The 26,775-nt window shown below is 59.9% G+C and carries 28 protein-coding genes and 1 pseudogene; 18 read left to right on the top strand and 11 right to left on the bottom strand.

The features are described from left to right. Positions 1-229 precede the first annotated feature (229 nt). The 7 genes from RCCGE510_RS26150 to RCCGE510_RS26120 all read right to left on the bottom strand — a co-directional run bounded on the left by RCCGE510_RS26150 (position 230) and on the right by RCCGE510_RS26120 (position 7,436). Positions 230-1,318 (bottom strand): DUF5666 domain-containing protein, encoded by a 1,089-nt coding sequence (locus RCCGE510_RS26150; RefSeq protein ID WP_007635005.1) that lies wholly within the window; start codon positions 1,316-1,318, stop codon positions 230-232. Continuing rightward, a complete protein-coding gene (locus tag RCCGE510_RS26145; protein ID WP_007635004.1) occupies positions 1,315-2,178 on the bottom strand; it encodes a DUF6502 family protein in 864 nt (287 codons plus the stop codon). Before RCCGE510_RS26145 ends, RCCGE510_RS26150 begins: the two co-directional genes overlap by 4 nt. A 184-nt stretch (positions 2,179-2,362) precedes the next feature. Next, entirely contained in the window at positions 2,363-2,737 is a 375-nt protein-coding gene (locus RCCGE510_RS26140) for a hypothetical protein (RefSeq protein WP_007635003.1), read from the bottom strand. Between the two features lie 10 nt (positions 2,738-2,747). Then, the gene (locus tag RCCGE510_RS26135) at positions 2,748-3,794 is read right to left on the bottom strand and encodes a flagellar hook-associated family protein (protein WP_007635002.1); all 1,047 of its coding nucleotides are present in this window, start codon (positions 3,792-3,794) and stop codon (positions 2,748-2,750) included. A gap of 2 nt (positions 3,795-3,796) precedes the next feature. Further along, the gene (gene flgK / locus RCCGE510_RS26130) at positions 3,797-5,257 is read right to left on the bottom strand and encodes a flagellar hook-associated protein FlgK (RefSeq protein WP_007635001.1); all 1,461 of its coding nucleotides are present in this window, start codon (positions 5,255-5,257) and stop codon (positions 3,797-3,799) included. Between the two features lie 13 nt (positions 5,258-5,270). Continuing rightward, a complete protein-coding gene (locus RCCGE510_RS26125) occupies positions 5,271-6,563 on the bottom strand; it encodes a flagellar hook protein FlgE (protein ID WP_007634998.1) in 1,293 nt (430 codons plus the stop codon). A gap of 234 nt (positions 6,564-6,797) precedes the next feature. After that, positions 6,798-7,436, bottom strand: coding sequence for an EF-hand domain-containing protein (locus RCCGE510_RS26120; protein ID WP_007634996.1), 639 nt, complete (start codon positions 7,434-7,436; stop codon positions 6,798-6,800). 163 nt (positions 7,437-7,599) lie between these two features. On the opposite strand from RCCGE510_RS26120, the gene RCCGE510_RS26115 reads away from it, so the two are divergent. The 3 genes and pseudogenes from RCCGE510_RS26115 to RCCGE510_RS35670 form a co-directional block, all read left to right on the top strand. Then, on the top strand, positions 7,600-8,247 hold the full coding sequence (locus RCCGE510_RS26115) for a TetR/AcrR family transcriptional regulator (RefSeq protein ID WP_007634994.1): 648 nt from the start codon (positions 7,600-7,602) through the stop codon (positions 8,245-8,247). Positions 8,248-8,507: 260 nt separating this feature from the next. Further along, a complete protein-coding gene (locus RCCGE510_RS26110) occupies positions 8,508-10,691 on the top strand; it encodes a DUF1217 domain-containing protein (protein WP_007634992.1) in 2,184 nt (727 codons plus the stop codon). 47 nt (positions 10,692-10,738) lie between these two features. After that, positions 10,739-10,906, top strand: a pseudogene (locus RCCGE510_RS35670) (short-chain dehydrogenase); the annotation flags it as partial. Positions 10,907-11,021: 115 nt separating this feature from the next. On the opposite strand, the gene RCCGE510_RS26105 reads toward RCCGE510_RS35670, so the two are convergent. Beyond that, entirely contained in the window at positions 11,022-12,026 is a 1,005-nt protein-coding gene (locus RCCGE510_RS26105) for a hypothetical protein (protein WP_007634990.1), read from the bottom strand. Between the two features lie 334 nt (positions 12,027-12,360). On the opposite strand from RCCGE510_RS26105, the gene RCCGE510_RS26100 reads away from it, so the two are divergent. The 10 genes from RCCGE510_RS26100 to RCCGE510_RS26050 all read left to right on the top strand — a co-directional run bounded on the left by RCCGE510_RS26100 (position 12,361) and on the right by RCCGE510_RS26050 (position 23,117). Next, a complete protein-coding gene (locus RCCGE510_RS26100; RefSeq protein WP_007634988.1) occupies positions 12,361-13,353 on the top strand; it encodes an LLM class flavin-dependent oxidoreductase in 993 nt (330 codons plus the stop codon). Positions 13,354-13,377: 24 nt separating this feature from the next. Continuing rightward, complete coding sequence (locus RCCGE510_RS26095; protein ID WP_007634987.1) at positions 13,378-14,727, top strand: LLM class flavin-dependent oxidoreductase; 1,350 nt, start codon at positions 13,378-13,380, stop codon at positions 14,725-14,727. Between the two features lie 17 nt (positions 14,728-14,744). Beyond that, a complete protein-coding gene (locus RCCGE510_RS26090; RefSeq protein WP_007634986.1) occupies positions 14,745-15,947 on the top strand; it encodes a M20 aminoacylase family protein in 1,203 nt (400 codons plus the stop codon). Beyond that, positions 15,944-16,498: a GNAT family N-acetyltransferase gene (locus RCCGE510_RS26085; protein WP_007634985.1), complete on the top strand. Its 555-nt coding sequence runs from the start codon at positions 15,944-15,946 to the stop codon at positions 16,496-16,498. Before RCCGE510_RS26090 ends, RCCGE510_RS26085 begins: the two co-directional genes overlap by 4 nt. A gap of 37 nt (positions 16,499-16,535) precedes the next feature. Beyond that, entirely contained in the window at positions 16,536-18,314 is a 1,779-nt protein-coding gene (locus RCCGE510_RS35990; RefSeq protein ID WP_007634984.1) for an amino acid ABC transporter permease/ATP-binding protein, read from the top strand. A 93-nt stretch (positions 18,315-18,407) separates the two neighbouring features. Then, the gene (locus RCCGE510_RS26070; RefSeq protein WP_007634982.1) at positions 18,408-19,352 is read left to right on the top strand and encodes an ABC transporter substrate-binding protein; all 945 of its coding nucleotides are present in this window, start codon (positions 18,408-18,410) and stop codon (positions 19,350-19,352) included. A gap of 71 nt (positions 19,353-19,423) precedes the next feature. Further along, a complete protein-coding gene (locus RCCGE510_RS26065; RefSeq protein WP_037079959.1) occupies positions 19,424-20,362 on the top strand; it encodes an ABC transporter substrate-binding protein in 939 nt (312 codons plus the stop codon). 7 nt (positions 20,363-20,369) lie between these two features. Beyond that, positions 20,370-21,407: an LLM class flavin-dependent oxidoreductase gene (locus RCCGE510_RS26060; protein ID WP_037079718.1), complete on the top strand. Its 1,038-nt coding sequence runs from the start codon at positions 20,370-20,372 to the stop codon at positions 21,405-21,407. 60 nt (positions 21,408-21,467) lie between these two features. Further along, positions 21,468-22,064 carry a DsbA family protein gene (locus RCCGE510_RS26055; protein WP_007634976.1) on the top strand — a complete coding sequence of 199 codons (597 nt, stop codon included), beginning with the start codon at positions 21,468-21,470 and terminating at the stop codon, positions 22,062-22,064. Positions 22,065-22,193: 129 nt separating this feature from the next. Next, positions 22,194-23,117, top strand: coding sequence for a fatty acid desaturase (locus RCCGE510_RS26050; protein ID WP_007634975.1), 924 nt, complete (start codon positions 22,194-22,196; stop codon positions 23,115-23,117). A gap of 286 nt (positions 23,118-23,403) precedes the next feature. Here the strand turns inward: RCCGE510_RS26050 and RCCGE510_RS26045 are convergent, their stop codons facing one another. From RCCGE510_RS26045 to RCCGE510_RS26035, 3 genes are all read right to left on the bottom strand, one after another. After that, positions 23,404-23,769 carry a hypothetical protein gene (locus RCCGE510_RS26045; RefSeq protein ID WP_240539685.1) on the bottom strand — a complete coding sequence of 122 codons (366 nt, stop codon included), beginning with the start codon at positions 23,767-23,769 and terminating at the stop codon, positions 23,404-23,406. 71 nt (positions 23,770-23,840) lie between these two features. After that, positions 23,841-24,461, bottom strand: coding sequence for an XRE family transcriptional regulator (locus RCCGE510_RS26040; RefSeq protein WP_007634973.1), 621 nt, complete (start codon positions 24,459-24,461; stop codon positions 23,841-23,843). After that, positions 24,451-24,636 (bottom strand): hypothetical protein, encoded by a 186-nt coding sequence (locus RCCGE510_RS26035; protein WP_007634971.1) that lies wholly within the window; start codon positions 24,634-24,636, stop codon positions 24,451-24,453. The genes RCCGE510_RS26040 and RCCGE510_RS26035 overlap by 11 nt, the downstream gene beginning before the upstream one ends. 402 nt (positions 24,637-25,038) lie before the next feature. On the opposite strand from RCCGE510_RS26035, the gene msuE reads away from it, so the two are divergent. Genes msuE through RCCGE510_RS26020 form a run of 5 tightly spaced genes read left to right on the top strand, consistent with a single transcriptional unit; the run spans position 25,039 to position 26,768 of the window. Further along, positions 25,039-25,599 carry an FMN reductase gene (msuE, locus tag RCCGE510_RS26030; RefSeq protein ID WP_007634970.1) on the top strand — a complete coding sequence of 187 codons (561 nt, stop codon included), beginning with the start codon at positions 25,039-25,041 and terminating at the stop codon, positions 25,597-25,599. Positions 25,600-25,610: 11 nt separating this feature from the next. Next, on the top strand, positions 25,611-25,808 hold the full coding sequence (locus tag RCCGE510_RS33755) for a hypothetical protein (protein ID WP_081525791.1): 198 nt from the start codon (positions 25,611-25,613) through the stop codon (positions 25,806-25,808). 27 nt (positions 25,809-25,835) lie between these two features. After that, complete coding sequence (locus tag RCCGE510_RS26025) at positions 25,836-26,024, top strand: hypothetical protein (RefSeq protein WP_007634965.1); 189 nt, start codon at positions 25,836-25,838, stop codon at positions 26,022-26,024. A 13-nt stretch (positions 26,025-26,037) separates the two neighbouring features. After that, positions 26,038-26,190, top strand: coding sequence for a hypothetical protein (locus RCCGE510_RS35270; protein ID WP_007634964.1), 153 nt, complete (start codon positions 26,038-26,040; stop codon positions 26,188-26,190). Continuing rightward, positions 26,187-26,768, top strand: a complete 582-nt coding sequence (locus tag RCCGE510_RS26020) for an alpha/beta fold hydrolase (protein ID WP_007634963.1) — start codon at positions 26,187-26,189, stop codon at positions 26,766-26,768. The genes RCCGE510_RS35270 and RCCGE510_RS26020 overlap by 4 nt, the downstream gene beginning before the upstream one ends. Positions 26,769-26,775: the final 7 nt, after the last annotated feature.

The following is a 26,775-nucleotide window of genomic DNA, read 5'->3' as shown; positions in this document are numbered from 1 at the left end:
CGATGATAACTTGGTTCGGATGGCGCCGTCGGGTCGGCGGTGGGCGATTTCTGCAATTACGCGGGAACACGGTTCGATTTAAAAACCGTTTGAAAATCAACGATTGGCTAGCGGGATGGGGCGGACCCGTTAGCCAATCGGCAACCCTTCCCGGAATCACCCAAAGCAGGATTCGCAAGAGCAATAAAATGGGAAAATTTCCCATTTGTCAACGTAAATGACAGCGTTTTCAGTGCGGACCCGGATCGGGAGGCGGCGACCCGGGAGGTCTTGAGCCGGGAGGGGGACCGCCATGGCCGGGTGGCGGACCTCGCCTGCCCGGATCGGGAAAATCTCCGCCCGGTCCGCCTCTGCCGAAAGGCGAGTGATCGGGCCGCGGTCCATCCCCAGGACCATTCGGCGGGCGGGGACCAAAGCCATCGGGACCAGGTCCGGAGAAACCGGTCATTCTGCTCGAATCCTGCACGCCGATATCGACGAAGCCATGACCATCGGGGGAGAATTGCATCGACGCGGAAGGCGGCGAACCCCCAGGTCCAGAACCCGCCATGCCTCTGTCCCCGGGTCGGAAGGTCTCGATGTTGACGGTACCGCGTTTCAGGCCCGGCACGACAGGTTCGGCCTGAACACGAGTGACGATCAATCGATCGGCGACCGCCTTCATACGCACGAGTGTTTGTTTGCCGGCCAGATACCCGTGCGTGCTTCCAAGCGAAAGTCCGCCGATCAGGACATTATTGCCGCTCTTCACGAGGACACCACGGACATGGGCGCCATCGGAAACGGAGCGGGGCTCGATGCGGCGGGCAATGATCGTACCGTCAGGTTTGCGGATACCGAACACGGCAACCCGCTTGCCTTTCCGCAGGCCCTTCGTCGCCAAACCTGATGTGTCGACGGATTGCGAAAGTATTCTTATGCCGGTCTTGTCAATCCGGTCGATACGGCCCTGGACCTCGCTGACGATCGTGATTCGGGCGGCGCGCTTTCCTGTGAGCAGCACCCGGGCGACATGACCGACCTTCATCGCGCTGGCGGGAACGCGTCGTCCATCGATCTCGATCGGCGTCGCGGCGTTGAATGGTATGTGGACGTTGTTAACGATGATGCTGCCAAAACCCTGGATGGTCCCGACGATGCCGGTTCCGCCGATCCCGTGATCTTCGTTCTCCCCGCCTCCCTGAATGGAAAGACCGGATCCGCCGATTCCATGATCGCTGGTGCCGGTCGGCTGCGCGGCTGTTATCGCCGGTATCAGGACCTGAAGTGCAATTCCGCCCAGCAGAAACTGTCGTCTCGAGATCGTAGACGGGCTCATTCGTCCGCCTCCGTCCCGGAAGCGGCATCTGCCTGAGGATCCGGCTCAGGCTCCTCGGTCATGACGTAAACGCCGGAGATCCAGCGGCTGTTGCCGCCGGGATCGTCCTTGATGGCCTGATGAGCGATCTTGTTGAGCTTGAGAAGCATCGCCATCCCTTCCTCGCGCGCGATTTCGTCGAGCCGGGCGGCTAGCGCTGGCGACATCCCATCGTAATGAACGGCGCGTTCGAAATAGGGAGGAGGGTCGTTCATCAGGTTCATGACCGACGCCTGCACATGGTCGCGAAGGTTGCGGGTAAAATAGTGCCGCCGCGCTTCGTCGCCGGCATTCGGGACGATCGATGAAAGGTTGAGCCGGACCCGGCCGTCCTCATCGACAACGACAATGCCTCGGTCCAGCCAATCGTCGAGGATGGAACGGGGATGGACGTCCTTGGTGATGTCGCTGACCAGGCTCTCGAATGAGGGGGCACCATCGCTGGACGTGCGCGGCAGGGTGCTCGGCCTGTCCTCGGCATCGCAATAAAGCGGGTCGGCAAGCCATCGGGCAAGGATACGGCTCGTCTGCGAAACGCCCACTGTCAGGAACGAGGGGTCAAGCGCCAGTCCGCGCAGCCGGTTGACGTCCTTACGGTGGATGCCTGTCAGCAGCGAGATGCGGCTGTCCGTCTGCGGCTTGTTCGGCAGCTCGAATTCCTTCTCCGCCACCTCGATATAGAGGCGGCGAAGCACGGTGGCAAAGGCCGTGAAGTTGAAACCGGAGGCGAGAGCGAGCTTGACCAGCGGGCGCAGCACGCGGACCAGCATGGCCTGCAAGGTCTCTTCGGAGAATGGCAGCTTCGCGCGCGGCTTTGACATCGACAACACACTCGGTCCCTGAAAGACCGTTGCCGAAAGACCTTCGGCAGCAGCCTCTGTCTCCCCTAAGGCAAGGCCCACCCTGCCGCAACGCACAGGCGACATGCAAGCCCGGCCTATGCCATGCCCCTTGGCGGCGCGGGCGGGACTACAACGTCTTCCGGACGGCATTTCGCATATCCTATCAATGCCTTGTGTTTTCCAACTCTGGGGATAGCAAGGCGCCCTGACGCCAGTCGATCAACCGGTCGATTCGAGCAATCTTGTGGAAAACCTCGAAGACGTCGAATGACGAGCCTTTCTCGATGTAGGAGGCCAGGAGCTCGCAAAGCTCAAAGATTTCGGGGGGCGTTCCCGTCATCTCGACGCCGTCGTCGGTGAAAATCCCCGAACGCGGCCAGGCCTGCGCCTGTTGCTCGTCGAGCTTGTTGCCGACGAAAGGGATCGTATTGATGATGCCTGAGGCAAGCGCAAAGGCGGCCTCCGCCACTATTTCGGAGCAGCTCGTGTTGGGCTCTCTGGTTAAGGCCGGTATTTGCAGCCGTTTGAATTCCCGCATTTTCAATCCGTCAGAGATAGTTGACCAGGCTCAGACCCTGGAGTTTCGAGACGAGCGTGTAGGCCGTTTCCAGTTGTGTCTGCAGCTGGTTGACGAGCGTCGACGCCTCATAGGCATCCACGCCCTGGAGATCGGCGAGGTTTCCCTGGAGCAGGCTCGATTGGGCATCGAGCGCGTCATTTGCCTTTTCGACCCGTTCCTGCGAGAGCCCGAGCTGGCTTTGCTGCGTCACGATGCCTGAAGTCGCCTGCGCGGCATAACCGATCGCCTTCGATGCCACAGTGCTCTGCGCGTCGGCGCTGAGATCCTGGCCGAAGAGCGCGGAGACGACGACGGAGGCAAGCGCCAGATAGCGCATGCCTTCGGAATTGGCGTTGGTGGACGAGGTGATGGTTTCCGAGCCGCTGATCCGGCTTGTCATGTTGGTGCTGGAAGCGGTCGACCAGCCTCCCGAAGTGTCCGTCCAGGCGCTTTCGGAAAACATCGGCTCGACGGTATCGGTGATGAACGTGCCGATTTCCTCGCCGGTCAGATCGTTGACGTCTTTTCCGAGGCCGGTTGCATAGTCGCCGAGCGCGGTCACGATCGCATCCGAGACCGTAGAGGACTGATCGGTCAGAGGCTGGCTGTCGAGGTTCGTTCCGCCAAATAGGAACTCGCCATTCACCTCGGTGTTTGCCGTCGAGATCAGCTGAGAAATCGTGGCGCCCGCCGCCTGCAGGGCAACGGCGATGCTGGTCGTATCCTGGCTCGCCTGGAGCGCGGTCAGGTTCGAGACCAGGCTGTCGCCGGCATCCTTGAGGCTTGAAAGCGCGGTCTGCGATGCATCCATGCGCAATCCGACGACGGCATTACTCGACTGGAACGAGGCGGCCTGGTCGATGGCGCTGGTCAGATTGATCGTTTTCGCGGCGCCGGCGCCAAGGGAGACGCCGATATCGGCGTAGGTTCCGGTCGTCGCCTCCGTCGAGGCCTGCTGCAGCTTGGTTTGGGACTGGCTGATGGTCAGACGCAGGACGTTCTGCATCGCCGATGATGAGACAAAAGAGGCTTTCATGACTAGCTCGCTATGTCGAGGAGCGACTGGAACATCTCGTCAATGACGTTCAGGATCTTTGTCGCCGCCTTGTAGGATTGTTCGATATCGAGGAGGAGCGTCAGCTCCTCGTCGAGGTTGACGCCGGCCTCGTTGGAATAGGCCTCGTCGGAGCGCGATAGCGCCGCAGATGTGTTTTCCGAGGCCGCCGTCGCATCGCTGCGGTATTGTTCGAGCCAGCCGATCGAGGAGCTGGCGTAGTCCATCAGGCTTTGCGTTGTGGAAAGACCGGCGTCGGAGGAGAACGAGCGCTGTTCCGTCAACGCCGTATACAGGGCGTCGAGATTGTCCGAGAAACCGCTGTCGCCCGTGCTGTTGAGATCGGTAATGCCGCTGATCGTCCCGTCGCGGAGCTTCGTCGCATCGCCGCCCTGGCTGGTAACGACGGCTGGATTGACCGATATCGAGGACGCGATGCCGGTGATATCGTCGGAATCATCAGGTGTTCCACCAGTTGCTCCGGCCGCCGTCGTCCAGACGAAAAGTCCGGGTGCGTTGGTGCTGCCGTCGGTTTCCGAGAAGGCCTGGATGAGGGACTTGGCGATCTCGTCGAGCTGAGCCTGGAATGTCGGGGCGATTTCGTCGCGAAGTTGCAACAGCGCCTGCAGGCTGCCCGAGGCACTTGTCGTCGATCCCTCGCCAGCGTCCAGCGCAACGCCGTCTATATAGACGGAATTGCCCTCCGTTCCGGCGACGTAGGTTGTCGTCGGGACGTATGTGACGGTGCGCGGTATGGTCTCGAACAGCACGGTGCCGTCAGAGGTGTAGAGCGCCATGTCGTTATTGTCGCGGACGGCGGTGGTCACACCGACGATCGAGGAGATCTGCTTCAGAAGCTTTTCACGCTCGTCGAGGGCCGAGGACGTATCGGCGCCGGTCGCTGTCGCCGCCTTGACCGCATTGTTTGCCGTTTCGAACTGCGACAATAGCGTATTCAGCGAGGAGACCTGCGTGGCGATTTCGGCATCGGCATCGGCTCTGATCGACTGGACGCCGTCGCTTGCGGTATTCAGCGAATTGGCCAGATCCTGCGCGGCAGTGACGGCCGATTGCGCTGATGTCGTGCTGCTCGGCGATGTGGCGAATGTCTGCAGCCCCTGCTGAAATGCCGAGAGATAGGTGCTCGGCGAAGTCTCGTAGTCATTACCACCCATCAGCGACTGCAGGCTTTCGAGGCCGGTTACAAGCGTCTGCTGGGCGCTGTCCTTGGCGTTCGATTGCAGAAACTGGGCAAGCAGCGCGGTTTCCTGCGCCCGGCTGATGCTGACGATCTGTGCGCCGGACAGAGACGTGGTTATCGACGCCTCGCGCCTGACATAGTCGGAATTTCCGACATTGGCGATGTTGGTCGAAACGACGCTGCTTTGCTGGCCGGTATTGTTGAAAATGCTTTGGACGCTGTTCAAGGCGGAGGTAAGCGACATCGAGGCGCTCCCTCTATCGTTTCAGGTTGACGAGGACATCCATGATGTCGGAGCCAGTCTGAAACACCTTCGAATTGGCGGTATAGCTGCGCTGCGCCTCGATCATCTCGGTCAGTTCGCCGGCGAGATCGACGTTCGAGCTCTCAAGGGCGCCGGACTGGATGGAGCCGAGCCCGTTCGTCTGCGGAAAGCCGGTGACCGTGACGCCCGACATTCCGTTGGCGCTATAGACGTTGCCGCTGAGCAGCGTCAGATTGTCGGGGCTGGCGACCGTTGCAAGCGGGATCTGATAGAGCGCCTTCGTCGCCCCATTCGCATAGGAGACCGACACAACGCCGTCCGTCCCGATCGATACCGAGCTCACGGCGCTTGCGGCCTGACCGTCGGCGGAGCCGGTCGCCGAGAAATCGGAGGCAAGCTGGGTGAAGTCCGAATAGTCCATGGTGATCGTCTTTGCCGTGACCGGATCGACGATATCGGTGTCGGTCGCAGAGGTCAGCTGGCCGTCGGCATCGAAGGAGAGCGTCGCGACGCTCACCGCACTGGAGGAGTAGGGAAAGGACGTCGTGCCGCCGGTGGCTGCATCGGCATTGCGGTAGACCGCGACCTCCCAGGTGCTTCCGGTGACCGCGCCGGCTGCATCCGTCGTGACACCCGTCTTGGTGAAATAGTAGTCGTACTGGACGGTGCCGCCGAGGCTGTCATAGGCAACCAGCGACATCTTCTGCGTATCGTCGGTGACACCAGACGAGTTGGCGCTCGGCAGCGTCGTCGTATCGGTGACGACAGTTGCCTCGGAGTTCAGGTTGCCGCTGAAATAGGCGCTGGTCGAAGCGATCGCGCTCAAGCCCGACTGGGCTACGTTAACCGGCACCAGGCCGTCGAAACCGTTGACGACAACCGCCGGCACGCCGGAATCATAAGAATACCCCATCAGGGTAAAACCGGCGCTGTTGACCAGATTGCCGTCGCTGTCGACCGAGAAGTCGCCGGCCCGGGTAAGCACAGGCGTACCGTCGGGACTTTCCACGATAAAGAAGCCGTCTCCAGAGATCGCCAGGTCGTAATCCGAAGTCGTATAGGAGATGTCGCCCTGCTCGGAAATCGCCTGGCGCACGGATGTCTGGACGCCGCCGGAATTATAATTGCCTGAAGACGACGGCAGGACCAGCGACGAGAAGGAGGTGGAAACGGCTTTGTAGCCGACCGTGTTTGCATTGGCGATATTGTCGGAAACCGTGCTCAGCCGGTTTGCCTGGGCGCTCATGCCGGAGACGGCGGTTTTCATGCTTCCAAAGATGCTCATGGCTCAATCCTTAAGGGTTGGGGAACATGCCATGTGACGACAGGCTTCCAGATCCCGGATTGCGGGCGCACGACATCGCTGGCGCCGGGCAAAGCCCACACCCGTCGATGATCTGATTGTCTGGACTGACCCCGTGATGGCGATAGGCGCTTCGGCTCATCCGGGCGCTGGTGTCGGTGCGCCTATAGCGGCGCACCACTTGTTCGACTGACGGCTATGCAGGCGTTCCTGCTATCAGCCCGTGGTAGTGGACAATGAACCGGTGCCCGATGTGTCGAGCAGATCAAAGAGCTGGCTCGCCTGGCTTTCGGTGACGTCGTCCGGCCTGCCGGCCATGAATTCGTCTAATGTCACGAGCCCGTCTCCATTCGTATCGAGATCGGAGAGCAGGGACGCAGACTGGTCATCGTCGGCGGGTGGTGATGGCGGCGGTCCGCCGGGGCGTTGGGATGACTGAGAGGACATGGCCTCGGTCAGCGCATCGACCGACAGCGAGCCTGTGCCTTCGCTGTCGAAGCTGTCGAACAGCGTGCCGGCCCGATCCACTGTCACGTCGGACGGCCGGGCTGCGACGAACTCGGCCTTGCTCACATAGCCGTCACCATCGCTGTCCAGTTGCGCAACGTCCATGCCCGCGCCGCCGTCCTGATCTTGGCTGGAGCCGGACTGACCGGTGAGACCGTTCATCGCCAGTGACACCAACTGCGCCATAAGTTTCTCGGCGCTGTTGGTCGTGTCTTCGTCGGACTGCTGGCTTGTGGTTGATTTTTTTGCCGAAACCGTATTACAGGATAGGATGTCCTGGGACGCGGATGTTGAGCTCTTGCTATAGGAATAGGAAGAAATTGATGTTGCGGCGGAAATGGTCGTCATAAGCGCTCCATCGTTAGAGGGTGGGGATGCAACGCATTACAGAACTGCTGAGTTCTCTAAATCGAAATTGCTAATGCCACAACTGAAAAAATCATCCATCAAAAATCGCAGTCCGCTTTTCCGGTTCGTCGGCATGCGCTTCGGTAAGGCGGTCTAGATCGTCATGGATGCTGTTGACGAGCCTGCAGATGAGCCGCGCAAGCGAGGCCGGCCGAAAGTCTCCAGCGATGAGGACAAGCGGACGCATATCGTCGAAATCGCCCGCCGTGTTTTTGTAAAATGCGGCTATGCCGGAAGCACGACCGCGGTCGTCGCCACCGAAGCAGGCGTTTCGAAACAGACGCTCTACAAACTGTTTCAGAGCAAGGAAGAGCTGTTTGCCGCCGTCGTCGGCGCGCATCGGCGCATGATGCTCGATCTGCCCAGGCCCGCGGAAGATCTCTCGATTGCCGAGAGCCTCGAGCATATCTTCATGATCGACATGGATGAGGAGAAGGACGCGGATCGTGCCGGTTTCCTGCAACTCGTCTTTCGCGAGGCGGCGCAGTTTCCCGAGCTTGTCGACATCTTGCAGCATGAAGGCATGCTTGCCAGCCGCCAACACCTTGCTGACTGGTTGAACGATCGCCGGGCCGAAGGCAGGTTGGCGCTCGACGACCCGGCAAGCGGGGCCCGCATGCTGATGGACATGATCTTCGGCGGTATGGGCCCGCCGGAGGGGCGCGCCCAGGCCTGGCCCGATCGGGCGAGGCTGCTTGCCCATCTTCGCCGGTGCATCGCCATCTTTACCGCCGGCGTCGGCGCCGCCTGAAGTGCGTCGCATTTTCCCTTCCAATTCCGCATCAGATGAATTATAGAACTCTGGAGTTCTTTTAAATCGATTCGGCCACATGGACGTGGCTGTGCCTCGCCATGATCGGCGCCGACATTCCCGCAGAGATGAAAAGTTTCACCCGTGATTGCCGGCAGGCTTTCGCGCGGCGCCGCCGTGCTTAGCGCAAATCCAGCAAAAGCCGCAGGGGGTTTTGCGTTTGGAATTGCGTAAGCGCCAGAGTTTAAGAGGGACAGACGTTGGTTTCTACTTATGTAAGCTACCTCGCGGTCGCTCGAAATCTCGGTGCCAGTCTTTCGAACGTCGCATCCCAGGCAACGGTTGCCCGCGACAGCGCCTATTACACGGAAAACATCGGCAAGGTCACGACGGTCGATGACTTCATGGGCGATTACAAGCTCTACTCCTATGCCATGAAGGCCTACGGGCTCGACGACATGACTTATGCCAAGGCCTTCATGAAGAAGGTGCTGGAAAGCGACCTCAGCGATTCATCGAGCTTCGCCAACAGCTTGAGCGACAGCCGCTATGCCGAGTTTGCAGCCGCGTTCAAATTTTCCGGCGAGACGAAGACGGCGCAATCGGACGTGCAGCGGGACAATCTGCTCGATGCCTATGAGACGTCCTTCGACACCGAGGCGGACGACATCGCGGATGAGACGGATTATTTCGAAGAGAATATCTCGTCGGTCACCTCCGTCGATGATTTCCTGTCGAGTTCAAGACTGAAGAACTATGCGCTGACGGCCTTCGGTCTCAGCACCGACTATACGTCAAGCAGTTTCCTGAAGGAGGTTTTGACGAGCGATCTCGACGATCCCGACAGTTTCGTCAACCAGCTCGGCGACGACGTCTATCTCAGCCTTGCAAAGGCCTTCAACTTCAGCGAGGACGGCTCGACCGACGGCGACGTGATGTCGGAAGACCAGATCTCGCTGGTGACGAGTGGGTATGCGGTGGCCTCGTCGACCACGGCTTCTTCGGACACCGGAGAGGCCTATGACACTTATTTCGCTGCAGAAATTGGAAACGTCACCTCCGTCGATCAGTTGATGAGCGACGATAAGCTGGTCGGCTATCTCAGGATCGCCTACGGGCTGACCGACGACGAATCCGACACTTTCATTTCCGCGGCGCTGAAAAGTGCCGACATCGCCGATGCAATCGGCCTGTCCGATCTGCACGACGCCTTCAATTTCGATGAGGACGGCGCGCTTGCCGATGGCGACACCGCCCAGACGTCGGAACAGACCGCCACCACCACGGCAACCTTCGATGAAAATTATCAAGTGCTGGTCGCCAATACCAGCACGGAAGACGCCACCGACAACTATACGACGCGCATCGCTAGCGTCACCTCGATCGATGATTTCCTCGTGTCGAATGCCGATGACGACGATGACGACAACGACGATCTCCCGGAAATGTGGGAAATGGCGTTACGCGCCTATGGCATCGATTCCACCGAGGTTTCGAGAAGCGAGGTCCGGAAGATCCTCGAAAGCGATCCAACGGACGCCAAAAGCTATGTCAACAGCCTGAACGATGACCGGTTCGTCGCTTTTCGCAAAGCCTTCAACTTCGACAGCGACGGCGACGTCACCGTTCCCCTACAGGCCATGTCGGAATCCGTCGTCGACGACTACGCCGCCTATTACAAGCAGAACAAGACGCGCTACCTCGAAGGGGACAAGCTGACCGAGGCGACCGATGCGGCGGATGACGAGATCAGCTATTTTCGCGAGCAGATGGCGACGATCACCACAGCGAGCGAATTTCTGGCCGACGATCGCCTGGTTTCCCTGGCACTCGAGGCCAAGGGGCTCGACCCTGACGATGTCACGTCGGACCAATTGAAGAAGATGTTTTCTTCCGATCTCGACGACGAAAACAGTTATGTCAACAAGCTGGACGACAATCGTTTCGCCCAACTCGTCGGCTCGTTCAATTTCGATCAGGACGGCAATATTTCCGCCGATCCCACCGGGACGGTGCAGCAGCGCGGCGATGTGCTCGATACCATCGACTCCTATGTCAGGCTGACGCTTGAGGACGATCAGGGCGACAGCAACACCGGCGTGCGCCTCGCGCTCTATTTCCAGCGCAAGGCGCCGGAGATTTCGAGCGCCTATGGCATTCTGGGTGACAGCGCACTCTTCGAGTTTTTTACCACGACCTTCAACCTGTCCAGTTATGTCTCGAACATGGACGTCGACAAGCAAGCCGCGATGGTCGACAATTTCATCGACATCAAGGATCTGGCGGATCCTGACAAAGTCGACGATCTGATCAAACGCTTCACCGCCATGTATGACATGGCCAACGGCACGGGCACCACGTCGACAGCACTTTCGATACTGACCGGCTCAGCGACGATAAGCGCTGACACGCTGCTTGCGATGGCGCAATTGAAAAGCGGCTGAGTGATATTTACTCCCCGGTTCCTGAGGACCCGACGGAAGTTTCGTCACTTATCGATTACTGGAGCAGCGTTCCGAATCTAGCCGCTGCCAACGCTGAGACCTTGCAACTGCATCCCGGCGGGAGGATCGCGAGGCCAGACGAGATCCCGATGGCAGCCGTCTTCTTGGTCTCCGACGAGTGTCCATTCTTGAAGAGCCGCGTCCTTGGCACATGAACAGGCATAAGCCATACAAAACAATTGGCATGTCATCCAAAGGCATGTCCTGAGGGTTGATCATCCCGATCTTAAAATGGGCGAGTGGCGGCGCCCGAAAGGACTGTACTGAACTTCAGTTGGTCGGCGTAGCGCAGATCGGCGCTGGATGCGATGGCGGCGCGGGATGGTCTGCCTTGTATTGCGCGATAAGCGGTTCGAGGGTCTTCTTGGACCAGTATTTGGGCGAGGAGATTTTCGCGAGGCAGGCGGAGTTCCAGTAGAGGCCTTTGTCTGCCGGCGACTGACCCGATGCGAGGGCCTTGGATACCGCGTTAACGTCCCTCGATTCAGGATAGATATAAAGGCTCGTCGGATTGTCGCTGATTGCAGAGATCACCTGCGACGCCTCTGATGGTGACCAGCTGGTGCAACCGTTGCTTCGCCCGCCGGCGTAGGTGACGAGCTTGCCCAAAGGCACGTAGCCATTGCTGTCCGCATAGGGACTGTCCGGCTTTTTGAGCATGCAGATTTGCGAAAGTTTTGCCGCGGCATGCCCGCCGATCGCCCGCTCGCGAGCATTGGCCGTGTCGCCGACGCCATCGAACTGCACAAATGACCGCGTCAGGAGCGCCAACTGCTTGCCTGACGTCCTGTAGTAACCCTTGAACGACCATTTGATCTCGCTGGTAAGATAGGATCCGCCGGTTGTCAGATTGGAGTCCTGGGCGTTTCCGAAATTCCGCGCACACTCCCGTCCGTTGGCGAAGTTGGCCACGCCAGGAAGATTGAGCCCGCTGCCGTGACCGGCCGACATCACCCGAAATGTTCGAGTAGCCTCACAGATTACATAGAAGCGTCCCCCCGATTGTCCGTCGCTGAGGTCGTTGGGGCGTGTTGCATCCATGGCAAAATAACAGGAATTATGGACCTCGCCGCTTGCCCGCTTGTCGAAATAAAGCGCGCGGGCCCTTTCCAGGACGACGGGAGCGATTTGACCGCTTGCCACCCCGACATATGCTTTCAACCAGTCCGGAAGATCCGCTGATGCGGATTGCGCACCGGCAAAGCTAGTGACGGGTGTCGTCAAGGCCGCGACGGTCAGGCCAAGGACGCGAAGCCATTTGGATCGGTTAAGCATGCTGCGGTCTCCAGGCGTCGTCGGTGGTGAGTGCGTTTGGCCCGATGGCAAAGGGCCACCGGAAACGAGAACGAAGCTTACGACAAATCCTTAACCAAATCGCAAAATCTGTCGTCAGGCAGCGCTTGAATGACGTCAAAAGCAAGATCGTCGTGAGCTTCAATTTGCGCTCTCAGCCTGCCAAGGGGGACACGTTCCCCACCACTATTCCATCATAGCCACGGCCGCTTTTTTTCTCTCAGCGCATTCGAAAGAGAATGTCATTTCTTATAATCATATTTGTCTACTGATTTTATAGACTATAATTTGCAACCAGCGAGCGGATCGTGGTGTCATGACCTACCTCCTCAGCCTTCTTGACAAAAGCCCGATCGAACAGGGTCTCACCGCTGCAGACGCATTGCGGGCGACGGTCAAGATTGCCGCCCGGGCCGAAGAACTCGGCTACCATCGTTTCTGGGTGGCCGAGCACCACAATATGACCAATCTGGCGAGCTCTGCGCCGGAAGCACTGATAGCCTACCTTCTCGCCAAGACCTCGAAGATTCGCATCGGCTCCGGCGGCGTCATGCTGCAGCATTATAGCGCCTACAAGGTTGCCGAGACCTTCAATCTTCTGGCATCGCTTGCGCCCGGCCGCGTCGATCTCGGTGTCGGCAAGGCGCCGGGCGGCTTTCCGCTCTCGACGCGCGCCCTCCAGCTTGGCGTCGATCCGGCCAGGAAGCCGGATTTTGCGAGCCAGCTTGCCGATCTCAACACCTATCTCGCCGCTGACCCGAATTACGAGGGTGCGCAGGCGACGCCTTTTCCGCCGACAGCTCCCGAACGTTTCCTGCTCGGCGCCAGCGTTGACAGCGCCAAACTGGCTGCCGAGAAGGGCTGGGAACTGGTTTTTGCCGGTCACCTGAACGGCGATCCCGACAATCTGCGCAGGACCTTCGAGGTCTATGAGCAGGCATCCGGCGGCAAGCGACCCATCCTGGCGCTCGCAGCCTTTGCCGCCGAAAGCGAGGACTATGCCCGCGAGCGCGTCGGCAATCTGCGCATCGTCAAAGTGTTTCTGCCGAACGGCCAGACCGTCAATGTCGGCAGCGAGGAGCAGGCAGCCGAATTTGCCCGTCAGGCCGGCGTCACCGATTACCGCATCGAGGAGAAGGTGCCGAGTGTGCTGCACGGCACCGCAACGCAGATCCGCAAGGCATTGGACGAGTTTCACCGCCACTACGGCGTCAAGGAATTCGTGCTCGACACACCGGCGCTTTCCGCGGCCGAGCGCCTGGCTTCCATCGAGCTGCTCGCCGAGGAGCGGCTTTCCCTCGTCGCCTGATCGTTTGCAAGGAGAATTGATCCCATGGCTCAGAAACACGTGACGTTCGGCATCATGCTGCAGGGCCCCGGCGGTCACATGAACGCCTGGAAGCATCCAAGCGGACCGGCGGATGCCAGCGTCAATTTTGACTTCTTCGTCAAGACGGCGCGCAAGGCGGAGGCGGCCGGCATCGCTTTCGCCTTCGTCGCCGACGGGCTCTACATTAACGAGCAATCGATCCCGCATTTCCTTAATCGGTTCGAGCCGATCGCCATTCTCTCGGCGCTTGCGGCATCGACCTCGAAAATCGGCCTCATCGGCACGGTCTCGACCTCCTATAGCGACCCCTTCACCATCGCTCGCCAGTTCGCCTCGATTGATCTCATCAGCGGCGGCCGGGCAGGGTGGAACGCGGTGACCTCGCCGCTTGAGGGCTCGGGGCGCAACTACAGCCGCGAACATCCCGAACACGAACTGCGCTACGAGATCGCCGAGGATTATATCGACGCGATCAAGGGCCTGTGGGATTCCTGGGACGACGACGCCTTCGTTCGCGACCGCGAGACCGGCGTCTTTGTCGACAAGACCAAGATGCACCGCCTCGACCACAAGGGCCGTTTCTTCCGCGTCGAGGGGCCGCTCAACATCGGCCGCTCGAAGCAGGGTCAACCGGTCGTCTTCCAGGCGGGCGCCTCGGATTCCGGCATCAGGCTCGCCGGCAAGCATGCCGACGCGGTCTTCACCAATGGCGGGCCGTTCGAGGAGGCTCAAGGCTTTTATCGACAGCTTAAGGACAGCGTGATTGCGCATGGCCGGAGCACCGCCGAAGTCGGTATCTATCCCGGTATCGGACCGATCGTCGGAGCGACAGCCGAGGAGGCGGAAGCCAAGTACCAGGCAATCCGCAATCTCGTCACCATCGAGGAAGCGCTCGCCTATCTCGGCCGCTTCTTTGATCATCATGATTTCAGCGCCTATCCGCTCGACGAGCCGTTCCCCGAACTCGGCGATATCGGCAGGAACAATTTTCGCGCGACCACCGATCGTATCAAGAGGACGGCGCGGGACAAGGGCCTGACGCTGCGCCAGGTCGCGCTTGATTCCGCAACGCCGCGCACCGCCTTCATCGGCACGGCCGTGCATATCGCCGAAGAGATCATCCGCTGGGTGGATCAGGGCGCAGCCGACGGCTTCATCCTCGGCTTTCCCGTCATTGCCGAAGGCTTCGACGATTTCTCCAGATACGTTCTGCCGATCCTCACGGAGCGCGGCTATTTCGACCCGGTCCTGAAAGGCGAGACGTTGCGCGACCATCTGGGTCTACCCTTCCGCGAAAGCCGGTATGCGGCCGGTGCCGATCAGCTCGAGCGTGGAAAGGCCGTCGGCGCCTGAGGCGCTGACGAAGCGTCATGAACATCATCGCCCCGAACCCGCGCAGCAACGATCCGGTCGAAAAGGGCATCGCCGCCTATCTCGATGAGATCATCGCGCTTCGCCACGACCTGCATCAATATCCGGAGCTTGCGTTTCAGGAGCTGAGAACCAGCAAGCTTGTCGCATCCCGCCTTTCCGCCTGGGGCTATGAGGTGACGACGGGCATTGCCGGCACCGGTGTCGTCGCCACACTCAGGCGCGGTGATGGCCAAAAGCGGATCGGTATCCGCGCCGACATGGACGCGCTGCCGATCGAGGAGGCAACCGGCCTTGCCTATGCCAGCAGCAATCCCGGCGTTATGCATGCCTGCGGCCATGACGGGCATACCTCGATCCTGCTCGCCGCCGCCCGTTATCTCGCTGAGAGCGGCAATTTCAGCGGCACGCTCAGGCTGATTTTCCAGCCCGCCGAGGAAATCGGCGCCGGCGCCCGCAAGATGATCGCAGAAGGCCTGTTCGAACGGTTTCCGGTCGATGCGGTCTTCGGGCTGCACAACTGGCCGGGTGTGCCGACCGGCCAATTCGGCTTCGTTACCGGACCGGCCATGGCGTCGGTCGACCAGGCGGTGATCAAGATCATCGGCAAAGGCGGTCATGGCGCCGAGCCGCATCGGGCCGTCGATCCGGTGCTCGCCTCGGCCTCCTTCATCACCGCCCTGCAGAGCGTCGTCTCGCGCAATGTCGACCCGCAGGACATGGCGGTGGCGACCGTCGGCTCGATCCATGCGGGCTCCGCCTCCAACGTCATCCCGGAAAGCGTCGAGATGAAGCTCACCATGCGGGCCTTCAATGAGACGGTTCGCCAGCTATTGCAGGAGCGTATTCCAGCCCTTGCCCGCGCCCAGGCCGAAAGCTTCGGCGCCGAGGCGGATGTAAAATACCGCCTCGGCTTCCCGGCGCTGGTCAATCATCCGGAAGAGACGGCCTTTGCCCGCGATGTCGCATATGACGCGTTCGGCCCCGCGGCGATCGACAAGGATTTCCGGCCAAGAACCGCCAGCGAGGATTTCGCCTTCATGCTGCAGGCCAATCCCGGCAGTTACCTTTTCGTCGGCAACGGCGACGGCGCTCCCCTCCACAGCGCCCACTACGATTTCAACGACGCGATTATCGCGCCCGCCGCCCGCTACTGGGTGCGGCTCACGGAAACCTTCCTCACTGATGATCAGGGGCGATGAACGAAATGAGCGATACGCTTCTTTATACCAGCCCTATCGACCCGCGCGCCAAGCCGCTGATCGACGAGTTGATCCACGAATATGACAGCCGCTACGGCACCTATTTCAATGCGGAAGGTGCTGCGGCCGAGTTGAACCGCTATCCCCCCGAAGCCTTTGCGCCGCCTGACGGCAATTTCCTCCTGTTGATCCGCAATGGCGAAACCATCGGCGGAGGCGCCTTCAAGAACTATGACGAACGCACGGCCGAGTTCAAACGCATCTGGACGCGCTCCGATCTGCGCCGTCAGGGTCTTGCCCGCAGGGTGCTGGTGGAACTGGAGGCCCAGGCTGCCCGCCAAGGCTATTCCCGCATTTATCTGACGACCGGTTTCCGCCAGCCCGAAGCCGTCGGCCTCTACCTGAATTATGGCTACACGGCTCTCTTCGACACCTCCGCCGATCCCGAAACCTACAAGAGCCTGCCTTTCGAGAAGGACATCAACCATCTCGCGCAGTCGGGTCTCGAAGATGCCGAACCACGCCTGCACGCTGCCGGCGCAAATCACTGAGAGCGGCAAAGACCGGTAATCATAAAAGGGAAGCACAATGGCACTGACGACGGATTTCGCCGGCATCGACCCCGGCAGCAGGACGGCAGAACCAAAGCAGGATTATTCCCGATATCGCATCGTGCCGGCGCGCCATCCTGGCCGTTTGGCAGGCACGATTTTTGCCGCCATCGTCATCCTTGCCGTGCTCTATTCCACCTTCACCAATCCGCGCTGGGGTTGGGACGTCTTTGCCGAATGGTTCTTCGCCGAGCCGGTGCTCGTCGGGCTCGGCAGGACGCTGCTTTTGACCGTTCTTGCCGCGATATCAGGTTCCATTCTCGGAACGGCTCTGGCGCTTGCCCGGGTCTCCAGGTCGCCGCTACTATCCGGCCTTTCCTGGGGCTATATCTGGCTGCTGCGGTCGATCCCGATGATCGTGCTGCTGCTGATCTTGAACAATCTCGGCTATCTCTATGAGACGATCAGGATCGGTATTCCCTTTACCGGCACGGTCTTCATCGACTATCCCACGGTGCAGTTGCTGACGCCCTTTGCCGCCGCCTTCCTCGGACTCACGCTCAACCAGTCGGCCTTCTTCGCCGAGATCGTCCGCGGCGGCATTCTTTCGGTGGATCACGGGCAGCTGGAAGCGGCCGCCGCACTCGGCCTGCCGCGCCGCCGCCAGGCCTTCCGCATCGTGCTGCCGCAGGCCATGCGCTCCATCCTGCCGACCGGCTTCAACGAACTCATCGGATTGGCGAAGAGCACATCCATGGTCTACGTGCTGGCATTGCCCGAACTCTTCTACACGGTGCAGGTCATCTATCGCCGCAATCTCGAAGTCATTCCGCTGCTGATGGTCGCGACCGTCTGGTATCTGATCATCATGACGGTGCTGTCTATCGCCCAGCATTATATCGAGCGTTATTTCTCCAAGGGCGCCGTGCGCAATCCGACTCCGCTGCCCTTTCAGGCGTTCTTCGAACGCTTCCGCCGTCCGCTTCCCGTCCTCGATCCGGCGGCCGACGCTGTGCGCAAGGTTGGCTTCCAGGATGCGGCAGTCCTGCGGGCCGCGGGCGGTGCTGTGCGCATCCAAAGCATCTCCAAAAGTTTCGGCTCTCTGAAGGTGCTCGACAAAGTCGAGCTCAGCCTGCCCTCAGGCAGCGTGACTGCCATTCTCGGCCCGTCCGGCTCCGGCAAGTCGACCCTGTTGCGCGCCATCAACCATCTTGAACGCGTCGATGAAGGCTTCATCTCGGTCGACGGCGATTTCGTCGGCTACAGCAGGAAGGGCGACACGCTTTACGAGCTCAAGGAGAAGGATATCCTCAAACGCCGCGCCGATATCGGCATGGTCTTCCAGAGTTTCAATCTCTTCCCGCATCTGACCGTGCTTGAAAACCTTATCGAGGCGCCGATCCAAGTTCGCGGCGCCGGCCGCGAGGAAGCGGTGCAGCTGGCGCAGGAGCTTCTGGCCCGCATCGGCCTCAGTGACAAGATCAACGCTTACCCGCGCCAACTTTCTGGTGGCCAGCAGCAGCGTGTGGCGATCGCCCGCGCACTGGCGCTGCGCCCGAAGGTGCTGCTCTTCGACGAGCCGACCTCCGCACTCGATCCCGAGCTCGTCGGTGAAGTGCTCGATCTCATCAAGGAACTGGCCCGAACCGGCACGACACTCGTCGTCGTCACCCATGAGGTCGGCTTTGCCCGCGAAGTCGCCGACACCGTCGTCTTCATGGAAAGCGGCCGCATTCTGGAGGCCGGTCCGCCGGCCCGCATCTTCAACCAAGCGGAACATCCCCGCACGCGGGAATTCCTCGCCAAGGTTCTCTAGCGCCGAACAACGCTGGTGAAATGCCGGGCCGCGACGGGCTGCTCCGGTCGAATAACAATAACCACAATCTAAAGATGAAAATGGAGACGGGACATGACATTTGCAGATAGAGCAAGGCTTCTCATAGCGGGAGCCGTCACCATCGGTGCGATCAGTTTCGGGTCGGCCCAGGCACAGCAGAAGTTCGATCTCAGCCCAGAGCAGCCGAACCGGCTGCGGGTGGAAAAGAACGAGAAACGCATTGCCGAAGTCAAGGATTTCAAGTTTGTCGAAAACGGCGTCTTCACCGTCGGCATCAGCTCGAGCGGCAATCTGCCGCTGCATGATTACGCCTCCGATTCCAAGACGGTCATCGGCTATGACGTCGATCTGGCGCAGGTGATCGCCGACAGCCTGGGGCTGAAGCTGGAACTCGTTTCCGTTGCCTGGGCCGATTGGCCGTTGGGGCTGACATCGGGAAAGTTCGACGCGGTGATCTCGAATGTGACCGTCACGGAAGAGCGCAAGCAGAAATTCGACTTTTCGACCTACCGCAAGGACGAGCTGGGCTTCTACGTCAAGGCCGACAGCCCGATTACGGCGCTGAAGCAGCCGAAGGATATTGCCGGGCTGAAGGTCATCACCGATGCCGGCACCAACCAGGAGAAGATCCTGCTGGAATGGGACCGCGAGAACGTCGCGGCGGGCCTGAAGCCGATCGAGGTGCAATATTATGACGACGATGCGGTCAAGGATCTCGCCGTCCAGTCCGGCAGAGCCGACGCCGTCTTCAGCGTCAACGCGACGCAGGCCTATTCGGCAGGCATCAATGGCAAGACCAAGCTCGTCGGCACCGTCAGCGGCGGTTGGCCGATCACCGCCGAGATCGCCGTCACGACGCGCAAAGGCAGCGGTCTGGCGGCTCCCTTGACCGATGTTGTCAACGACCTGATCGCCAGTGGAGCCTACAAGAAGGTCCTCGATACTTGGAATCTTGGCCCCGAGGCGATCGACCAAGCAAAGACCAATCCTCCCGGCCTGCCTAAGAGCGGTTCCTGATATTGTCCGCCGGACCGGCGTTCGACGCCGGTCCGGCGCTGCTTCTCAATGCAAATGGAGACATATCGAACGTGACGATTTTCTCGACAATCCGCGCCTTGCTGCTTGCGGCGCTGACGTCTGCCTTGGCCGGCTTCGGCGCGGCCCATTCGGCCGACGATTTCGATCTCAGCCCGCAACAGCCGGGCAGGCTGCATGCCGCCCGGAACGAGGCGGCGATTGGCTCGGTCCCTAGGGATTTCAAGTTCGTCACGCCAGGCAAGTTCACCATTGCCGTCAGCCCCGGCGGTCCTCCGCTTGCCACCTATGCCACCGATGCCAAGACCGTGGTCGGGGCCGATCCCGACTATGCCTACGCCATCGCCGACAGTCTCGGCCTGACGCTGGAAATCGTGCCGGTCGCCTGGATCGACTGGCCGCTCGGCCTCGCCTCGGGCAAGTATGATGCCGTCATTTCCAATGTCGGTGTCACCGAGCAGCGCAAGGAAAAATTCGATTTCTCCACCTACCGCCAGGGTCTGCACGGTTTCTTCGTGAAATCCGACAGTCCCATCACCTCGATCAAGGAACCCAGGGATGCGGCGGGCCTGAGGATCATCGTCGGGGCCGGCACCAACCAGGAGCGCATCCTGGTGAAGTGGAGCGAGGAAGATGTCGCCGCGGGCCTGAAACCGATCGAGCTGCAATATTACGACGACGAGGCGGCAAGCCTTCTCGCGCTGCGGTCCGGCCGGGCCGATGTCATCGTCCAACCGCATGCCCAGCTCGTCTTCATCGCCGCGCGCGACAAGAACATCAAGCGCGTCGGCACGCTGAGTGCCGGCTGGCCGGATCGCTCGGATGTCGCCATCACCACCCGCAAGGGAAGCGGGCTGGCCGATGCGCTGACTGCTGCCACCAACGGCCTGATCAAGGATGGCACCTACGCAAAAATCCTCGACCACTGGCATCTTTCCGAGGAGGCCTTGCCAGCATCCGAGACCAATCCACCCGGCCTGCCGGGATACTGATCATCGGATGGCACGAGTGGGCAACATATCCATCAGCCATATCGGCTTCCTCACCCCTGGCAATTATCCCGACGCAGATCCGCTGTCGGGATTGGAGCAGACGCTTGAGCAACTGCAGTATGGCGAAGATCTGGGCTTCGACAGCGCCTGGGTCCGCCAGCGGCACCTGGAGCCTGGAATCTCTTCCGCGAGCGCCTTCCTGGCGGCGGCGACGCAGCGAACCAGCCGGATCGAGCTTGGAACCGCGGTCATTCCGATCGGCTATGAAAGCCCTTACCGGCTGGCCGAAGATCTCGCCACCGTCGATGTTCTGTCGCGTGGGCGGCTGAATATCGGCGTCAGCGCCGGCCGGCCGCTGCATGCCGAGCTGATTGCCCCGCTCGTGTTCGACGGTGACTGGGCCGGTTACGATTTCTCGCATGATCGCGTACTACGCTTCGCCGGCAATTTGCGCGGCACCTATCTCGGCGACGAGCAGACTTTTATCAAGACGCCTTTCGGGCAGCAGCGGCCGCGTCTGCAGCCCTATGCCAAGGGTCTGATCGACCGGATCTGGTATGGCGGCGGGTCGCAACGCTCGGCCGAATGGGCCGGCCGCAATGGCTTCAACCTGTTGACCGGCAACGTGATAACGGGTGAGGGGACGGACGATTTCTTCGTCGCTCAATCCAGATTGATCAAAACCCATCGCGCCGCCGGAACCGCGCGGCGCGTCGCGCTCGGCCGCGTCATCGTGCCTTTCGACAGTGCCGACGCGGTCACGCGCCGCCGCTACCGCGATTATGCCGAGGGCCGCCATGAACGGACGCTTTCGCCCCAGGGCGAACGGCGGACCTTGTTCGCCCGCGATGTCATCGGCACGTCGGACGAGATATTGGAGCAGCTTTTCGCCGATCCGATCCTGCCTGACGTCAGCGAGTTGCGGCTGGAGCTTCCTTACGAGTTCGAGCACGAGGAATATCGCCAGATCCTCCACGACTTCGTCACAACCGTCGCACCGGAACTCGGATGGAAAGCGCGGCCGGAATCTCGGGCCGCTTCCTGAAGGCCACCGAGCCGATGCCCTATTCGACGCCAGAACGATCATCTACGAGGAACGCCATCAGTGACCAGAACGGTAGAATACTTCTTTTCGATTGGATCCCCCTGGTCCTATATCGGCTTCGACGCCTTCACCGAACTCGCCGCAGAGAACGACGTCGTCATCACACCCTATCTGACGACGGTGGTCGAGGAAAATGGTGGCATCTTCTCACGCAACCGTCCGGAGATCCGGCGCGCCTACTGGACGCGGGACCTCAAACGCTGGGCGCGCGTGCACGGCAAGGATTTGCGGCTCGAACACCGCCCAGAACTCAGCGACCCGACGCCAGCCTCCCTCTTCGTGATTGCCGCCTATCTCGACGGGCAGGATTGGATCGGTGTTACGAGGGCCCTGCAGCATGCCTTCTGGAGCGAGGCGAGGGATATCGGCAAGCCCGACGTGCGCGAGGCGATCGTTGCCGCTGCGGGTTTCGATGGCGCAGCGCTTCTCCGGCGGCAAGCCGATGACGATGTCCGGAACAAGTGGTCGGCAGACCGTGTGCATGCCCGCGACAGCGGCGTCTTCGGCTTTCCCACCTATGTCTATGACGGAGAGATTTACTGGGGGCAGGACAATCTGCCTTTCCTCGAACGCCATCTTCGCGGCGACAGGCCTTAGGCTCGAGCGAGCAATCCGATGGGTTTGAGACGGATTTTTTCAGATAAGCCTATAAAATAGATAGTCTTTATTCCCTATCGCCGGTGCCCGGCGATAGATTGGTGTGGTTGATGGGGAAAAATCACACGCATGCTCAACAGGACTTCGCAGGCCGCCGGAACCACTCTTCCGTCGCGTTCGACGGAATGGCCAACCGTCATTCTCGCACTCATCATCCATGGCGGATTTCTTGCGCTCACCTGGTGGTGGCAATCATTGCCGTGGATTGCGGTCGTCATCGCCGGAGGTTGGTTGATTGCCTGGCACGGATCCCTTCAGCACGAGGTCATTCACGGCCATCCGACAGGAAACCAAAGGATAAACGACACCATCGGGTCGATACCGCTGTCGCTGTGGCTGCCTTATCCGATCTATAGGGAAAGCCATCTGGAGCATCATCGCGACGAATATCTGACGGATCCGATCGAAGATCCGGAATCCTCCTATTTTACCAAGGCTACCTGGGAGCAGCTCGGCGCCACCGGCAGATTGCTGGCGCGGTGGAACAACACCCTGTTCGGCCGTTTGACTATCGGTCCTGCGGTCATGCTGTTGAGTTTCCTTGGACAGGAATGGCAGCAGATACGGGCGAACGAACCGGGACGACGGCGGATGTGGGCAATGCACGGCATCGCCGTTGCCGCCGTCCTTTTCTGGGCGATGGTCGTTTGCGGCGTGCCGCTTTGGCTTTATCTCGGTTTCGTCTATACGGGTGCTGCGATGACCCGGCTCAGATCCTATGCAGAGCACAGATATGCCGAAAGCCATGAGGAACGCACCGCCATCGTCGAAAACAGCCATCTCTTCGGCTTGCTGTTCCTCTACAACAATCTGCACGTTCTCCATCATCGCCGGCCGGGCATCTCCTGGTATCGCCTCCCAGCGGTCTATCGCAAAAACCGCGAAACGCTCGTCCGTTCGAATGGCGGGCTTGTCTATGATGGCTATTGGGACATCGCGCGTCGGTTTTTCCTGAAGCCGCACGACGATCCGACGCATCCCCGTCATTCATAACAGGTACGGCGCCATCGCATCCGATGCTCACCGGCTGAGCCGCCAGTGCCATGGCCACGCTCAGTTTTGCTGAGGGTGAGTCCAATCGCCCTTTGCCGAGGTGCCTCGCGCGAAGCGTTGGCCGGCGAAGCGAGCATCGCTCTGCTCAAGCGATGATAGCGGACGGAATTCCGTTATCTTGGCAAGATTGCGCAATCCCACCGAAACCGTTCCATTCTATTGGAGGAAAAGATATGGGAAGATTTTTTTACATTGTTTGCTGCAATTAGTTCTTTTATCTCCCGCTTCATTGAAACGCGAAACGCCGCTGTATTGATCGGAGAGAAACAATGAACCCCGCCATGAACATGATGCCGATGATGAACAACATGATGCCCGCCATGATGAACCCGATGATGGGTGGAATGATGCCGATGGGCGGCATGCCCATGATGAATGGCGCTATGATGCCGATGATGGCCTCGATGCCGATGATGATGATGATGGGCGCGATGAAGTGCAGCATGACTGCCGAGGGCATGGTCTGCGAAATGAAGCCGATGGAAGGCATGGACAAGGACATGTTCATGGAATGCTGCAAGCGCATGATGTCGATGATGTCCGGCGGCATGCCCGTGATGATGAACTGCGGCGGCATGATGATGTGCTGCATGATGGCTGCGTAAGCCATCCGCCTCTGAAAGAAAATGACCAGGAGCCTCCGGAGACGGGGGCTCTTTTGCGTCAGACGCGAACATCTTCGAGATAGGTCGTCACCAGGTAGAGGATCGCTTCCGTCCCCGTCATGTTGCGGTAGATATGGGGCACGTCTGCATCGAAGATGATGGCGTCGCCTTCACCCAGGATATGCGGCGCCTGCTTACCGGCGATGATTTCGACGGTGCCTTGGGCAACGACCAGATTTTCTACCGTTCCATGCTGATGGGGATCGGCACTTTCGGTATGATGCGCAGCGATCCTGAGTTCGTAGAATTCCATCCTCCGCTCGCCTTCGAAGGGGAAAAGAGCCCGTGTCTGGAAGCGCCCCTCCGAAGAGGCGAGGATTTTCGATCTTGCCCGAGGCACGGCAATGATCGAGGTTTCGCCGCGTTCGGCGATCAATGCGGCGCAGGGAATACCGAGGGCAAGCGCGATCTTCGAGAGGATGCTTAACGTCGGGCTGCTTTTGCCCGTCTCGATTTGGCCGAGCATTGCGCGGCTGACGCCGGCGATCTTTGCCAGCCGGTCCAGGGAATAGCCGCGGCGCGTGCGAATGCGCCGCAAATTCTGTCCCGTCTGAACCGTGATCTCTTCGGCGGTGTCTCTCGCTTCGCCGTCGGGAAGAAGCGCTTGATCAGACGCCATATCCCGCAACGCCCATTGCCATGACCGGGACGAAACCCCAATACGGCACCCACATCAGAACGGGCTGCATCGCAAAGGATACGGGCGCAGTCGCCTTCAACGCATCACGCGCATCTTTGCTGCGCGATTGCCGGTAAGCCTGGAAATCGATGACATCAGCCGTCTGCACTGGCATGAAAAGCTCCCGCTAAAATCTATAAGGAGCGTATATTTTCCACGGCGGAAAAGGCAGGGCGTGTCATCCAATCGTTCCGCCGAACTGGAAATCTTATACCAATAATATTCAACCTTGCGGCAAAGCCATTTATCGCAGGCCGTTCGCAGGAGCGTCTTGCCAGGCGCGCGACATCATGGTGGCGTCCGCATCAGCGCGCCCATGCCAAAAAAGGCGTCTTCGCACAGATGCCGAAATGGTCGCCAGATCGCCAATCCGTTGTGAGGATGACCATGCAGCCTATGCGTGCCGGAGCGGCGGTGAACGTTTTTTTCAACCAGGCGAAGAAGGAGAGATGCACATTCCTTTAATCTATGAATTTTGTAGACAATAGTTGGAGCAATCCAAGGAGAGGAAAAAACCATGTCAGGTTTCAAACTCGTCGGCATCGCTGGCAGCTTCAACCGTCCTTCAAAGACACTGGCACTTGTGCGGCACGTCGCCGAACGTGCGAGCATTCGCTACGGATTTACGAGCAAGACCTATGATTTGCATGATGTCGGTCCGTCGCTGGGCAGCGCCTTGTGGCGCAAGGATCTCGACGCGCAGGCCAGGCAAGTCGTTGACGAGATCGTTCAGGCCGATGCCCTGATCATCGGCTCGCCAACCTACAAGGGATCTTATCCCGGCCATTTCAAACACCTGATCGACCTGATCGACCCCCACGAACTTCGGGGCAAGCCGATCATCATCACGGCGACCGGTGGCGGTGACCGGCATGCGTTGATGGTCGAGCATCAGCTTCGGCCGCTGTTTGGTTTTTTCATGTCTCATACGCTGCCGACGGCTGTTTATGCGTCCGATCGCGACTTCGCGGATTATGCAGTCTCATCAGAGGCGCTTTCGAGCCGCATCAGCGAAGTCATCGGCGAATTGGCGGCCTTCTTCCCTGAGGCAAGACCGGTAATAGCGGCCGCCAAATAGGGATCGTCGCCATGGTTCGATCTCAGGAGGCCACGATGAGCGATGCGGAAAGACCGGGGTCAAGCGAGCAAATCTGGAGCGTCTTTGAATTCGCTCGACGATATCGCCTCGTCAAGCGGGAAGAGAACCGCCTGCTGATGCTCTATGGACCGACTGCATCGCTTCGCGATCTTCTTGCCAACGCGCAACGTCACTCGCTGATTTCCTAACCTATCGGTCTCTGACAGGAGGTTCGCATGAAGCTTGATTTCCATTTCTGGCTGAGGCGCGCGGTCGTCAGCCTGCTCGAGACGAAAGCGCGGGAACCCGCAACCGCATCCCTGTTGCGGGAGAACCAACTGTTCTCCCAGGACGAAGAGCGGGACCGGTCCGCGCGCGAATACGAACTCCATTATTGGGGCACCATGCCCGGACTTTGGTATTGAGGACGGTGGTGTAATGGCAATTGTCGTCGAGACCGGCCTCCGTCGGCACGATACGGGAAGAGCAACGGGAAGCGTCATGTCGCAATTCAGGCATGCGGCCGGGATCTGCACGACCGTCAGCTCCTTCACCTTCCTGTTTGCCCTGGTGATCGGTCTGATCCAATGAGCGACCTCCTTATTGTTCCAGGACTTTTCGGCTCGGGAGAGGGGCATTGGCAACAGCATTGGCTGCAGGATCAGCCGGGGAGCCGTTGCGTCGTCCAGGACGACTGGGATCGTCCGAACCTCGACAACTGGTTGCCGCGGTTGGAAAGCGCGCTCGAAGAGGCGGGTGAGGCCTATCTGGTTGCACACAGTCTCGGATGCCTTCTCGCCGCAAGGCTGGCCGGACGAAGCGCTGCACGGCGCGTCAAAGGGGCGTTGCTCGTTGCTCCCTGCGATCTGCCGGCCACGGAAAATCTGCATCCCGGGCATATCTCGTTTGGCGCGATGCCGACGGCGCCTTTGCCGTTTCCAAGCATCGTCGTCGGCAGCATGAACGATGCTTACATGACGGTCGATCGGTTGACCCTGTTCGGCCGCCTGTGGAACGCAGAGACCAGGAATATCGGTCTTGCCGGCCACATCAATATCGCCAGCGGTTTTGGCCGCTGGCGAACCGGTTACCGGCTGCTGGAAGCCTTGAAGACGCGTCCTGGCGATCGAAGGCGTAGCGTTTCCCCGCGGCCGGCTTTTGCAATGTGAGCGGAAA

The sequence above is a fragment of the Rhizobium sp. CCGE 510 genome, from assembly GCF_000292525.1.
GTDB lineage: Bacteria > Pseudomonadota > Alphaproteobacteria > Rhizobiales > Rhizobiaceae > Rhizobium.
This window is presented reverse-complemented; position numbering and strand designations above follow the sequence as displayed.